The following is a 13,475-nucleotide window of genomic DNA, read 5'->3' as shown; positions in this document are numbered from 1 at the left end:
TACCCTACTGAACCCGACCCACAGCGGCCGGAAAGCACCACACCGATCCACCACGACGACCCATCACACGAGCGGAGCCGGATGTTCGCCACTCTCGATCGCCTCGACCTCGAGGGATCCCTCCGTCAGGCCACAGGGGCCCTGGCAGACGCCACCGTAGACTGGCGCGTGATGAGCGACTCGATCGACCAGGCCCACGAGAGCGACAAGGCACTGGATCCGCGAACCCAGTTCGAAGAGCAGGCGCTGCCCTTCATGGATCAGCTGTACGCCGCGGCCATGCGCATGACGCGCAATCCCGCCGATGCGGCGGATCTCGTGCAGGAGACGTTCGTCAAGGCGTTCGCGTCCTGGAAGACGTTCACGCAGGGCACGAACCTGAAGGCGTGGCTCTATCGGATCCTCACGAATACCTATATCAACACCTACCGCAAGAAGCAGCGCGAGCCCTATCAGGGCACGATCGACGAGCTCGAGGACTGGCAGCTCGGCGGCGCGGAATCCACGACGGCCACGAGCACGCGCTCGGCCGAGGCTGAGGCGATCGACCACATGCCGGCTTCGGTCGTCAAGGACGCGCTGCAGTCCATCCCGGAGGATTTCCGGCTGGCGGTGTACCTCGCCGACGTCGAGGGCTTCGCCTACCAGGAGATCGCCGACATCATGAAGACCCCCATCGGCACGGTCATGAGCCGTCTGCACCGTGGCAGGCGAATGCTTCGTGAACTGCTGGCCGACTACGCAAGAGAGCGCGGCATCACCCCCGCCGCCACGAGGAGCACGAAATGAGCGATTGCGGCTGCGAGAAGGCGCGGCGCGACCTGGAGGAGTACCTGCGCCACGAGGTCTGCAAGACCGAGCACTCCGACATCGCGGAGCACTTGGAGAACTGCGCGGGCTGCCGCGACGAGGCGCTGGTGGCGCGTACCCTCACCGAGGTCGTCGCGCGTGCCTGCAAGGAGTCGGCTCCCGAAGAGCTGCGCGACCAGGTCCTCGCGAAGCTGCGCGCGGTGCAGGCCGCGCACTGAGCGGCGTCAGACCCGCGGGCTGAAGACGGTGAGCGCTCCTCGCGCGACATCGATCGTCAGCGGCAGCGCCCCGATGGGATCGCCGTCGGCGTAGGCCGTCACGCCGGGCGCGGACAGACGCGCTGAGCGTGCTCGCCGCATCGTGACCTCGGGCACGCTCGCGTGCGTGCCGCGGTAGACGCGCGGCAGCAGGCGGAGCAGCCGCAGCCGTCCGGCCGGCCGGACGGTCACGATGTCGAGCAGCCCGTCGGCGGGATCGGCATCCGGGCAGATCGGGATGCCGCCGCCGTAGGTGCGGCCGTTGCCGACCGTCGCCATCACGAGGTCGCCGGTGAACCGCTCGCTCGTCCCGTCCGCGAGCTCGAGGACGATCTCGTAGGGGATGCCGCGCAGTGCCACGAACTCGCGGAGGATCGCGATGTTGTACCGTGACCCGCCGCGCGGCCACCGCATCGCGTTCGCCCGGTCGTTGACCTTCGAGTCGAATCCGCTCGCGAGTACCGACCCGAAGTAGGCGGCCGTGCCGTCGGCGCGGGTGACGCGTGCGAGGTCGACCCGGCGCGTCGCCCCGGCGGCGATGGCGTCGGCGGCCGCGACGACGTCGAGCTCGCGCAGTCCCAGCGTGGCCGCGAAGTCGTTGCCGGTGCCTACCGGGATGATGCCGAGCGGGATGCCGGTGCCCGCCAGCAGCTGGAGGGCGAGGTGGACGGTGCCGTCGCCGCCCGCGACGGCCACCGCGTCGACGCCGACGTCGATGGCGGTGCGCAGCAGTGACGAGGACTCGTCAGCGCTGCCGCCGCTGACGATCGCGGTCTGAACGCCGTGCTCGCGCAGCCGCCCGGCGGCGCGCATGGCCGCGCCCGCGTGCGCGCCGGCGCGGGCGGCCGGGTTGGCGAGGAGTGCGACCTTCATGCGCTGGGCGGTGCCGGGGGGCTGGGCGTGTGGGTGGGCGCCGTGTCTGCGTCCGAGAACGTGTCGGAGCCCGGCGGCACCAGTGCCCCGGGGTTCATGATCCCGTGAGGGTCGAGGGTGGCCTTCACCGCGCGGAGGATCTCGACTCCGAGGTCACCGATCTCGGCTGCCAGGTACGGCCGGTGATCCCGGCCCACGGCGTGGTGGTGCGTGATCGTCCCGTAGGCGTCGCCGATGGCGCGGGACGCGGCATCCTTCGCCCTCCTCCATTGGGTCTGCGGATCCTCGGCCAGCGCGGCGACGACGGTGAAGTACAGGGAGGCGCCGGCCGGGTAGACGTGCGAGATGTGGCACAGGACGATCGGCTTGGTGCCGGTGGAGGTCAGGCTGCTCGCGAGTGCCGCGGTCACGGCATCCTTCAAGGCGGGCAGGCGCGCCCACGTCGTCGCGGTCTCGAGCGTCTCGGCGAGCACGCCGACGTCCATGAGGGTGTCGCGCAGCGCCGGCGATGAGAACCGGCCGCGTTCCCACGAGCGCGCAGGATCCTCGCCGCGCGGCTTCGCGCCGTGCGCGCGGAAGATCGTGTCGAGCGCCGCGCAGACGGCTTCGGCCTCGGCGGGGCTCGTGCCGTCGACGGTGGCGACGGCGAGGCATCCGCTCATCCGTGTGAGATGGCCGCCCAGCACGGCGTTCACGCGCGTCTCGGTCTCGTCGCTCAGACGCAGGACAGTGGGACGAACTCCTCTGTGCGTCGCCTCGCGCAGCGCCGCGGCGCCCGCGGCGAAGTCGGGGAACGTCCATGCGCGGTACGCGGTGGCGACGGGGAGGGGCCGGATGCGGACCGTGACCTCGGTCAGGACTCCCAGCGCCCCCTCCGAGCCGAGGAAGAGCTGGCGCAGGTCCGGCCCCGCGGCGCTGGCGGGGGAGCGGCCGAGCGTGAGCTCGCCCGCCGGCGCGGCGATGCGCAGGGCGTGGACGAGGTCGTCGAAGCGACCGTAGCCACGCGAAGCCTGGCCGCTCGAGCGGGTCGCGGCGTAGCCGCCGAGCGAGGCGTACTCGAAGCTCTGCGGGAAATGGCCGAGCGTATAGCCGCGCGCGGCGAGCAGCTCCTCGGCCTGCGGCCCTGTGGTGCCGGCGCCGAAGGCCGCGAGCAGCGACGTCTCGTCGAGGTCGAGCAGGGCAGCCGTGCGCACCAGATCCAGGGCGACGACCGCGCGATGCGCGCCGCGTTCAGGTTCGACGCCGGCGACGACCGAGGTGCCGCCGCCGAACGGCACGACGGCGATGCGCCGCTCGACGCAGACGGCCAGGACGGCGACGACCTCGTCGTGCCCCGCGGGCGAGACGACGCCATCGGGCGCAGCCTGGCGTTCGTCCAGGCGCCGGCGCAGCAGATCCGGTGTGCTCTTGCCGCCGAGATGGAGGATGCGATCCGCGTCGTCGCGTGTCGCATTCGCGGGTCCGACCACTGCGGCGAAGGCGGCGAGGTCTTCGTCGGTGAGCCGCGAAGCCGTGAGCACCGGCCGCGCGCGACGCGGGACCGGATGCGCCTTGCCGGGGATGAGCGTCGCGATCAGCGCCTTCGCGCCGGCGGGCAGGTGGGCGGGCTTCGTGCCCCACGCGTCCCACGCCGACCGCGGACGCGGAGCCGGGACTGCGAGCGGGTGAGGCGGCGTCGCGTCGGGTGGCGTCGTCGGCATCGGGCCAGTATCGCACCGCGACCCGCGGTCGGCGCGACTCGTTGCGCCCTCGCGCCATCACGCGCCCGCGGGCTGCGCCATAGTGTGAGGGTGCAGACCCACATCATCGGCCGCACGGCGTTCCCCTCCGCACTGACGGCCGCGCGACGCGCACGCGAACTCGAGGCACTCGCGGAGGGCCCCGAGATCGACGTCCTCGTGATCGGCGGCGGCATCACCGGGGTGGGGATCGCGCTGGATGCCGCGAGCCGCGGCCTGCGCACGGTGCTGGTCGAACGGCACGATCTCGCTCACGGCACGAGCCGCTTCAGCTCCAAGCTGGTGCACGGCGGACTGCGCTACCTCGCGACGGGACAATTCGGCATCGCCCACGAGAGCGCGAGCGAACGTCATGTGCTCATGACGCGGACGGCGCCGCACCTCACGCGCCCGCTCGCGCAGATCGTGCCGCTGTACGAGCCCGGCGGGGCGAGCCGCGGCGCGTACATCGGACTCGGCTACGGACTGGGCGACGGTCTGCGGAGGGTCGTCGGCACACCGGGCACGCTCCTTCACGGGCCCTCGGCGGTGGGGCGTGCCGAGACGCTGCGGCTCGTTCCGGCGGTGCGCGCCGGCGCCCTCCGTGGCGCCGTGCGCGGCTGGGACGGCCAGCTCATCGATGACGCCCGGCTGGTCGTCGCGGTCGCACGGACTGCGGCCGGGTACGGGGCATCCGTCCTCACGCGGGTCGAGGCGGTGTCGGCGAGCGGAGACGGCGCTCAGCTGCGTGACGCGGTGACGGGGCACATTCTCGCCGTGCGGGCGCGCGCCGTGGTCAGCGCCACCGGCGTGTGGGCGGGCGAGCTCGCCCCGGATGTCCGGCTGCGCCCTAGCCGGGGCACGCATCTCGTGGTCGAGACGCATCGTCTGGGCGGAGCGGACGCGTCGCTCGCGGTGCCCGTCGCGGGGTCGTCGAGTCGCTTCGTCTTCACGCTGCCCGCCATGCACGGGCGCACCTATATCGGGCTGACCGACGTCCCGGCCGACGGGCCGGTGCCCGAGGTGGCCCTCGCGACGGATGCCGAGATCGACACCCTCCTGGACACCGTCAACACGGTGCTCGCCGAACCGCTGCGGCGCGACGACGTCGTCGCCACCTTCGCAGGACTGCGGCCGCTCCTGGACGCCGTGCGCGACGACGACACGAGCGACCTGTCGCGCCGGCATGCCGTCATCGAGTCGGCATCCGGGCTGCTGAACGTCGTGGGCGGCAAGCTCACGACGTACCGGCGCATGGCAGAGGACGCCGTCGACGAGGTCATCCGCCGAGATCCCGGATTCCCTGCCCGATCGTCGCGTACGCGCACGGTGCCGCTCGTAGGCGCCTGGCCACGGAACAGGCTCGGCGAGATCGCCGCGCCCGCGCGGTTCGTGCGACGATACGGCGCCGAAGCGACGTTCGCGCGCGGCCTCCCGGACGGTCCCGCCGCGGCCCGGGGCGTCACCGCGCAGGAGCTGCAGTGGGGGATCGCGGTGGAAGGCGCGCTGAGCATCGACGATCTCCTCGACCGGCGGACGCGCCTGGGCCTGGTGGAGGCGGACAGGACCGCGTCGACGGATGCCGCAGCCGCCGCCTTCGCCCGTGCCGGCGTGGAGCCGCTCGACGCCGGCTGACGGGCGGCGAGCCGCGCGGAATGGCAGGAATCCGCGCGAGGACGGCGCCGCACGCGCGGCCGGCTGTCGTCCGCCCCCGCGACACTGGGAGCATGGCCTCGCACACGGACGCACCCCGCGGCACCCTCGGCGTCGTCCAGGGCACCGCGCTGTACATCGCGTCGGTGCTGGGCACCGGGCTGCTCGTGCTGCCGGGGCTCGCCGCCGAGGTCGCCGGACCCGCCTCGATCGTCGCGGTGCTGGCCGTCATCGGCCTGTCGATCCCATTGGCCGGGACGTTCGCCGTGCTCGCCGCGCGCTATCCCGATCCCGGTGGCGTCGCGAGCTACGTGCGTCGGGCGCTGGGAGGGACCGCGGCGCGGATGACCGGGTACTGGTTCCTGTTCGGGGTGTGCGCCGGTGCCCCCGTGGTCGCCGTGCTCGGGGGCGAGTACGTGGTCGCCGTGCTGGGCGTCGACCGCGCCCTGGTGCCGGTGCTCGCGCTCGCCATCCTGGTGCCGCCGTTCGCGATCAACGCGTTCGGCGTGCGTGTCGCCGGCTGGGTCCAGTTCGTGCTCACCGCACTCCTGCTCACGGTCGTCGTGGGCGTCGTCGCGCTCGCGGCTCCGTCGGTCGAGCCGCAGAACTTCACGCCGTTCCTGCCGAACGGCTGGATGGGCGTCGGCACGGCCGTCAGTCTCTTCGTCTGGGCGTTCGCCGGCTGGGAGGTCGGCACGCACATCTCGGGCGAGTTCCGCGATCCGCGTCGTGCCATCCCCATCGGCACCGCGATCGCGCTGGTCGTCACCGGCGTCTGCTACCTCGTGCTGCAGGTCGTGACGGTGGGTGCGCTCGGCGACGAAGCGGGCGGCGGCGCCGTGCCGCTGCTCGAGCTCGCGCGGCTCGGCTCTCCCGGGTTCGGAGCCGCCGCGGTCGGCGCCATCGCCGCGATCGTGGCGCTCGGCGTGATGAACGCCTATCTGGCGGCGTTCTCGAAGCTCGGGGCATCCCTCGCCGCCAACGGAGACCTCCCGCGCTGGTTCGCCGCCGGCGCGGAGTCGGGTGGCGTTCCGCGTCGAGCGCTGAGTCTCACCGGCGTGGTCGTCGTGGTGTATTTCGCGCTCATGCTGTGGGCGGGCCTGGATCTGACGCCGTTCATCCTCGTGCACACCAGCAGCATGGTCGCGATCTACGCCGTCGGCATGGTGGCGGCGCTGCGGCTGCTGCGTCCTCGCACGGCCGGCTGGTGGATGGCACTCGTGGCCGCCGTCCTGTGCGCGGGCATGCTCGCCCTCGCGATCGGGTCGCTGCTGCCGGCCGCGATCCTCGCGGCCGCCGCCGTGACCGTGACGCTCGTGCGTCGCCGTCGCCGTGCGCGCACGGCCGCCGCGCTCTCCGCTGAGGTGAAGGCAGCGGAAGAAAGCACATCGTCCCTGGGCGCTACGCGCTCAGGGACGATGTGACGGCCGGCGTCGCCGCCGTCAGAGCGTCAGCGCCTTCTGAATGATCCCGGCCTGCTCGACCGCGTGGACCTTGGGCGACCCGGTGGCCGTCGAGGCGGCGGCCGGACGCGACACGCGCCGGATCGTGCGCCCGTTCAGGTGCTGCATGAGATCGAGCGCGATGAACGGCCAGGCGCCCTGGTTCTCGGGCTCGTCCTGGACCCACACCAGCTCGGCGTTCGGGTAGGCGTCGATGACGGCGTTGAGCTCGGCGACCGGTGCCGGGTAGAACTGCTCCAGGCGTACAAGGGCGATCCCGGGGTTCGGGTTCTTGTCGAGCTCGGCGCGCAGATCCCAGTGGATCTTGCCCGAGTGCAGCAGTACGCGCTTCACGGCCGACTTGTCGAGCCCGCGGTTGTCGTCGAGCACCGGCTCGAACTTGCCCGTCAGGAAGTCATCGACCGGGCTCGTCGCGCCGCGCAGACGCAGCATCGCCTTGGGAGTGAAGACCACGAGCGGGCGGCGCGGGCGGGCGTAGGCCTGCCGGCGCAGCAGGTGGAAGTACGACGCGGGCGTGGAGGGCCGGGCCACTGTCATGTTGTCCTGCGCGCACATCTGCAGGTAGCGCTCGATGCGACCCGATGAGTGGTCAGGTCCCTGACCCTCGTAGCCGTGGGGGAGCAGCAGCACGACGCTCGACTGCTGACCCCACTTCTGGTCGGCCGACGAGATGAACTCGTCGATGACCGACTGGGCGCCGTTGGCGAAGTCGCCGAACTGCGCCTCCCAGAGCACGAGGGCGTCGGCGCGCTCGACCGAATAGCCGTACTCGAACGCCATCGCCGCGTATTCGCTCAGCAGCGAGTCGTAGACCCAGAACCGCCCCTGATCGTCGCTGAGGTTCGCCAGCGGGATCCACTCCTGGCCGTTCGCACGGTCGTGGAGCACAGAGTGGCGCTGCACGAACGTGCCGCGGCGCGAGTCCTGGCCCGCCAGACGCACATTGGTCTTCTCCAGCAGCAGTGAGCCGAACGCGAGCAGCTCGCCGAAGCCCCAGTCGATCGAGCCGTTGCGGCTCATGTCGAGACGCTTCTCGAGCAGCTGCTGCAGCTTGTTGTGAACCGTGAAGCCGTCGGGCTTGTTCACGAACGTGTCGCCGATGAGGTGCACCACCTCGCGCGAGACCCCGGTGCTCTCGGGCTCTCCGGCGGCGGGCTCTGCCGGGGCATCCGGCACCACCACCGGCGAGGAGCCGGTCTCGGCCGCGTGCGTCTCGGCGAACGCGATCTCGAGGCGGTACTGGAAGTCCTGCTTGGCCTTCTCGTACTCCTCCTCGGTGATGTCGCCGCGTCCCACCAGAGCCTCGGTGTAGAGGCGGCGGACCGAGCGCTTCGCCTCGATGAGGTTGGTCATGAGCGGCTGCGTCATCGACGGGTCGTCGCCCTCGTTGTGACCGCGGCGCCGGTAGCACACCAGGTCGATCACGACGTCGCGGTGGAACCGCTCGCGGTACGCGAACGCGAGCTGGGCGACGCGGGTGACAGCCTCGGGGTCGTCGCCGTTCACGTGGAAGATGGGCGCCTGGATCGTCTTGGCGACGTCGGTCGCGTACACCGAGGTGCGCGCGTCGACCGGCGTCGTGGTGAAGCCGACCTGGTTGTTGACGACGACGTGGATCGTGCCACCGGTGCGATAGCCGCGCAGCTGCGACATCTGCAGCGTCTCGACCACCACGCCCTGACCCGCGAATGCGGCGTCGCCGTGCACCAGGATGGGCAGCCACGAGAAGGTGCCGATCGGCTTGCGGTCCTGCTTGGCCCGCACGATGCCCTCGAGCACGCCGTCGACGGTCTCGAGGTGCGACGGGTTCGCCGCGAGGTAGACCGGCAGCTCCTGGCCGCCGTCGCCGTCGGCGACGAACGTGCCCTCGGTGCCCAGGTGGTACTTGACGTCGCCCGAGCCGCTCTTGGAGCCGATCGCGACCGATCCCTCGAACTCGCGGAAGACCTGGCCGTACGTCTTGCCGGCGATGTTGGTGAGCACGTTCAGGCGGCCGCGGTGCGCCATGCCGATCGCCGCGCCGTCCAGGCCCGCCTCAGCAGCGCCCTGCAGGATCTCGTCGAGAAGGGGGATGAGTGACTCGCCGCCCTCGAGGCTGAAGCGCTTCTGCCCGACGTACTTCGTCTGAAGGAAGGTCTCGAACGCCTCGGCCTGGTTCAGCTTGTCGAGGATGCGCAGCTGCTCGTCGTGGCCGGGCTTCTGGTACTTGACCTCGACGTTCTGCTGGAACCATGCGCGCTGGCCCGGGTCCTGGATGTGCATGTACTCGATGCCGATGGTGCGGCAGTACGAGTCGCGGAGCACCCCGAGGATGTCGCGCAGCTTCATCTGGCGCTTGCCGCCGAAGCCGTTCGTGACGAACTCGCGGTCGAGGTCCCAGAACGTCAGCCCGTGGCTCTCGATCTCGAGGTCGGGGTGCGTGCGCTGCATGTACTCGAGCGGGTCGGTGTCGGCCATCAGGTGGCCGCGGACGCGGAACGAGTTGATGAGCTCCTGCACCCGCGCGGTCTTGTCGACGCGCTCGGCGGTGTCGACGTTGATGTCGGCCGCCCAGTGGATGGGTGCGTACGGGATGCGCAGAGCGGAGAAGATGCTCTCGTAGAAGCCGCGCTGCCCGATGAGCAGCTCGTGCACCTTCTTGAGGAACTCGCCCGAGCCGGCGCCCTGGATCACGCGGTGGTCGTAGGTGCTCGTGAGCGTGATCGTCTTGCCGATGGCCAGCTCGTTGAGCGTCTTGTCGCTCGCACCCTGGAACTCGGCCGGGTACTCGAGGGCGCCGGCGCCGACGATGCAGCCCTGACCCTTCATGAGCCGGGGCACCGAGTGGACGGTGCCGATGCCGCCGGGGTTGGTCAGCGAGATCGTGGTGCCTTGGAAGTCCGCCGCGGTGAGCTTGTTGTTGCGCGCGCGGCTGATGAGGTCCTCGTACGTGGTGAGGTACTCGCCGAACGTCAGCTGGTCGGCCCGCTTGATGCTCGGCACGAGCAGTGCGCGAGTGCCGTCGGGACGGGGAAGGTCGATCGCGATGCCCAGGTTCACGTGCGACGGCGCGACGACGGACGGCTTGCCGTCGACCTCGGCGTAGAAGACGTTCTGGCTCGGGAACTCCTTGAGCGCCTGGATGATCGCCCAGCCGATGAGGTGCGTGAAGCTCACCTTGCCGCCGCGCGTGCGGGACATGTGGTTGTTGATCACGATCCGGTTGTCGATCATGAGCTTCGCCGGCACGGTGCGCACGCTCGTCGCAGTGGGCACCGTGAGCGACTCGTCCATGTTCGCCGCCAGGGTCTTCGGCATCCCCTTGAGGACGGTGACCTTGTCTTCGGCGGTGCCCTCGGGGGACGAGGGCTGCGACTTGGGCGCCTGCGCCGGAATCGGCTGCGGCGAGGCGGGGCGAGCCGTCGTGCGGGCGACCGGCTGCGTGCCGATCACGGGGATCGGCGCGGTCACAGGGCGGGGCTCGGCGGCCGCCGGCTGCGACGGCGGTGGTGCCGCCGTCGCGGGTGCCGGTGCGGTGGTCGCCGCGGGCGCCGAGGGCGCCGCCGCTCCTTCCCCGTCGACCGGGTGGTAGGCCTCGAGCACCGGCCACCACGCCTTGTCGACGGAGTTCCGGTCGATCTTGAACTGTTCGTACAGCTCGTCGACGAGCCACTCGTTGGCTCCGAACTCTCCCTCGTTCGAAACCCCGACGCCCGTCACCTGGCTCGACACGCTGAATCGCCTGCTTTCATCGGTGAAGTTCTGGGTCCGCGCGGCGGGCTCCGAAGCCCGCGCACGCGCCTGTTAAGCGTAGCCCAGTCTGGGAGCACGATCCCGGCGCACGGGAGCCGGCGGCCTGAAAGAACGCTCATCGTTATCCGTACAGGAACTGTCACTACCCTTGGCAGTCATGGAGTTCTACGGCGCAGCGCCCGATGTCGACCTGACGTATTCGGACGTCTTCCTGGTTCCGCGCAGGTCGGCGGTCACCAGCCGCCTGGACGTCGACCTGTCTCCGGGGGACGGCACCGCCGCCACGATTCCTCTCGTCTCGGCGAACATGAACTCGGTGACCGGCGCACGCCTGGCCGCGACTCTCGCTCGGCGGGGCGGGCTCGGCGTGCTTCCCCAGGACATGCCGCTGCAGGAGCTCGACGCCGCGATCCGGTGGGTCAAGGACCAGCCGGTCGCGTGGGACACCCCCCTCGTGCTGCCGCCCGAGGCGACCGTGGCCGACGCCGCACGCCTGCTTCCCGCATCCGACGGTCACGGCATCGTCGTCGCCGTCCCCACATCGGGCAGGGTCGACGCCGACGGCATCCTCGGGGTCATCCCGGCGACGCGGCTGGCGACGGCGCTGCCAGATGCCCGGCTCGGCGACCTCGCCCGTGGGCGTTCGGCCTCCGTGGACGCGGACGACATCGAGAGCGCGCGCCACGCGTTCGACGTGATCGTCGCCGCCGGGGCCGAGACGGTGTGCGTGCTGCAGCACGGGCACCTCGTCGGCACCCTGTCGCGCCGCAGCGCGCTGCGCTCGACCCTCTACACTCCTGCCGTCGACGCCTCGGGCCGTCTCATCGTCGCGGCAGCAGTGGGGATCAACGGCGATGTCGGCGCGAAGGCCAAGGCGCTCGTCGCCGCAGGCGTGGACGTCCTCGTCGTCGACACCGCCCACGGTCATCAGGAGGGCATGCTGCGCGCGCTGCGGGAAGTGGCCGACCTCGATCTGGGCATCCCGATCGCCGCCGGCAACGTCGTCACCGCCGAGGGCGTGCACGACCTCGTGACCGCGGGCGCGACCATCCTCAAGGTCGGCGTCGGGCCGGGCGCGATGTGCACCACGCGCATGATGACCGCCGTCGGCCGCCCGCAGTTCTCCGCCGTGCTCGAGACCTCGGAAGCGGCCCGCATCATGGGCGCGCACGTGTGGGCCGACGGGGGAGTGCGCTATCCGCGCGACGTCGCGCTCGCGCTCGCGGCGGGAGCGGCATCCGTCATGGTCGGCTCCTGGTTCGCCGGCACGATCGAGGCGCCCGGGGAGCTGCAGACCGACGAGGCCGGGCGCGTGTACAAGGAATCGTGGGGCATGGCCTCGACCAAGGCCGTCCACGAGCGCTTCGGCCGCCTGGACCCGTACGAGCTGGCCCGCAAGGAGCTGTTCGCCGAGGGCATCTCGTCGTCGCGCATCTACCTCGATCCGCTGCGTCCTGGCCTCGAGGACCTGCTCGACATGATCACGTCGGGCGTGCGCTCGTCGTTCACCTACGCCGGCGCCGCCACCGTGGCCGAGTTCCACGACCGTGCCCGCGTCGGACTGCAGTCCGCCGCCGGCTACGAAGAGGGCAAGGCGCTCCCGGTCAGCTGGTAGGAGATTCCGGATGCTGCGGCCCGCGGCATCCGTCAGTCTGTTCGCGCCTGCTCGGAGTCGTTGCCATCGTCCGCGTGTGCCTCGCGAATGCGGCGGCCCTCGGCGACGTCCTTCTGCTCCTTCTCGGACGCCTTGTCACTCTTGCGCGTGTCGCGTGGTGGCAGCTGGATGTCCTCCTCGGCCGCGATGCCCGCCTGCAGCTGACGGCCGCGCTCGAGCTCGGCATCGAACTCGGCGCCGAACAGCAGCGCGATGTTCGCGATCCACAGCCACAGCAGGAAGATGATGACACCGGCGAGCGAACCGTAGGTGCGGTCGTAGTTCGAGAAGTTCGCGACGTAGACGCCGAACAGCAGCGACGCGATCGCGAGCGCGATGATCGCGAGGAGCGCGCCGAGGCTCATCCACCGGAACTTGGGCTGCTTCGCGTTGGGTGTCGCGTAGTAGAGGATCGCGACCATCAGCACCACGATGAAGGCGAGCACGACCCATCTGCCGAACGACCAGATGGTCACGACGGCCTCGCTCAGGCCGAGCGCCGACCCGATGGCGTCGGCGACGGGTCCTGAGACGACCAGGATGACCACGGCGAGAGAGACCAGGGCGATGCCGATGACCGTCACGAGCAGGAGCGCCGGGACGAGCTTCCAGAACGGACGCCCTTCGCGGATCTCGTAGATCCGATTCATGCCCCTGCTGAACGCCTTGACGTATCCCGAGGCCGACCAGATCGCCAGTACCAGTCCGGTGACGAGTGCGAAGCCTGCGGCGGGTGCGTCGGCGAAGCCCTCCAAGGGACCGCGGATCGTCTCCGCCGCGTCGGGTGCGACCTGTTCGACGATGCCCACGATCGCGGTCACTGCCTGGTCGCCCTGACCCATGACGCCGATGATCGAGAACACGGCGAGGAGCGCCGGGAACAGCGCCAGGACGGCGTAATAGGTCAGGGCCGCGGCGATGTCGGTGCACTCGTCCGCGCCGAACTCGCGCGCGGTCTTGACGAACACGTACTTCCACGACCGCTTCTCCACCTCGCGCGGAGTGTCGGGCTTGTCGGGGTGCTCCGGGTCTGGAGCGGTGCGGGGATCGGTGCTGCGGTCGGCGGTCGTGTCGGTCATGCCGTCATCGTGGGAAGCGCACGTGTGCGCAGACAGGGGCTTGACGCCGTGGTCCGACATGTGCGGCAGCGCGGCGAATCGGGGCTGCGGATACCTGAGGCGGCTCTGGGAGTCATCGGCGCTGTTTCAGGGATCGGGCGCCGATCGGCTGAGCGAAGCCGGCGCCCGGACCGGCCCGCGGTTCGCCGCCTGGCCTGTCGTAGACTGTTCGGCACGATGGACGACCCTCCCAGTTG

Annotated in this window: 9 protein-coding genes; 5 read left to right on the top strand and 4 right to left on the bottom strand. The window is 70.9% G+C overall.

Translation table 11 applies throughout. The features are described from left to right. Positions 1-81 precede the first annotated feature (81 nt). Both HF576_RS08375 and HF576_RS08370 read left to right on the top strand, forming a co-directional pair. Positions 82-789 (top strand): sigma-70 family RNA polymerase sigma factor, encoded by a 708-nt coding sequence (locus HF576_RS08375; protein ID WP_168912349.1) that lies wholly within the window; start codon positions 82-84, stop codon positions 787-789. Beyond that, positions 786-1,028, top strand: a complete 243-nt coding sequence (locus HF576_RS08370) for a zf-HC2 domain-containing protein (protein WP_168912348.1) — start codon at positions 786-788, stop codon at positions 1,026-1,028. The genes HF576_RS08375 and HF576_RS08370 overlap by 4 nt, the downstream gene beginning before the upstream one ends. Before the next feature lie 6 nt (positions 1,029-1,034). On the opposite strand, the gene HF576_RS08365 is transcribed toward HF576_RS08370, so the two are convergent. Next, positions 1,035-1,940, bottom strand: a complete 906-nt coding sequence (locus HF576_RS08365) for a diacylglycerol kinase (RefSeq protein WP_168912347.1) — start codon at positions 1,938-1,940, stop codon at positions 1,035-1,037. Beyond that, entirely contained in the window at positions 1,937-3,640 is a 1,704-nt protein-coding gene (locus tag HF576_RS08360) for an FAD-binding oxidoreductase (protein ID WP_168912346.1), read from the bottom strand. The genes HF576_RS08365 and HF576_RS08360 overlap by 4 nt, the downstream gene beginning before the upstream one ends. A gap of 90 nt (positions 3,641-3,730) precedes the next feature. On the opposite strand from HF576_RS08360, the gene HF576_RS08355 reads away from it, so the two are divergent. Further along, positions 3,731-5,293: an FAD-dependent oxidoreductase gene (locus HF576_RS08355; RefSeq protein ID WP_168912345.1), complete on the top strand. Its 1,563-nt coding sequence runs from the start codon at positions 3,731-3,733 to the stop codon at positions 5,291-5,293. 92 nt (positions 5,294-5,385) lie between these two features. Beyond that, a complete protein-coding gene (locus HF576_RS08350; protein ID WP_168912344.1) occupies positions 5,386-6,735 on the top strand; it encodes an APC family permease in 1,350 nt (449 codons plus the stop codon). 18 nt (positions 6,736-6,753) lie between these two features. Here HF576_RS08350 and HF576_RS08345 read toward each other — a convergent pair whose 3' ends face one another. Beyond that, positions 6,754-10,485, bottom strand: a complete 3,732-nt coding sequence (locus HF576_RS08345) for a multifunctional oxoglutarate decarboxylase/oxoglutarate dehydrogenase thiamine pyrophosphate-binding subunit/dihydrolipoyllysine-residue succinyltransferase subunit (RefSeq protein WP_168912343.1) — start codon at positions 10,483-10,485, stop codon at positions 6,754-6,756. A 178-nt stretch (positions 10,486-10,663) separates the two neighbouring features. On the opposite strand from HF576_RS08345, the gene guaB1 reads away from it, so the two are divergent. Further along, the gene (guaB1, locus tag HF576_RS08340) at positions 10,664-12,121 is read left to right on the top strand and encodes a GMP reductase (protein ID WP_168912342.1); all 1,458 of its coding nucleotides are present in this window, start codon (positions 10,664-10,666) and stop codon (positions 12,119-12,121) included. 32 nt (positions 12,122-12,153) lie between these two features. Here guaB1 and HF576_RS08335 read toward each other — a convergent pair whose 3' ends face one another. Next, complete coding sequence (locus HF576_RS08335; protein WP_168912341.1) at positions 12,154-13,239, bottom strand: YihY/virulence factor BrkB family protein; 1,086 nt, start codon at positions 13,237-13,239, stop codon at positions 12,154-12,156. Between the last annotated feature and the right edge of the window lie 236 nt (positions 13,240-13,475).

Origin of the sequence: Microbacterium salsuginis (assembly GCF_012524205.1) — a bacterium.
Taxonomy (GTDB): Bacteria; Actinomycetota; Actinomycetes; order Actinomycetales; family Microbacteriaceae; genus Microbacterium; species Microbacterium salsuginis.
This window is presented reverse-complemented; position numbering and strand designations above follow the sequence as displayed.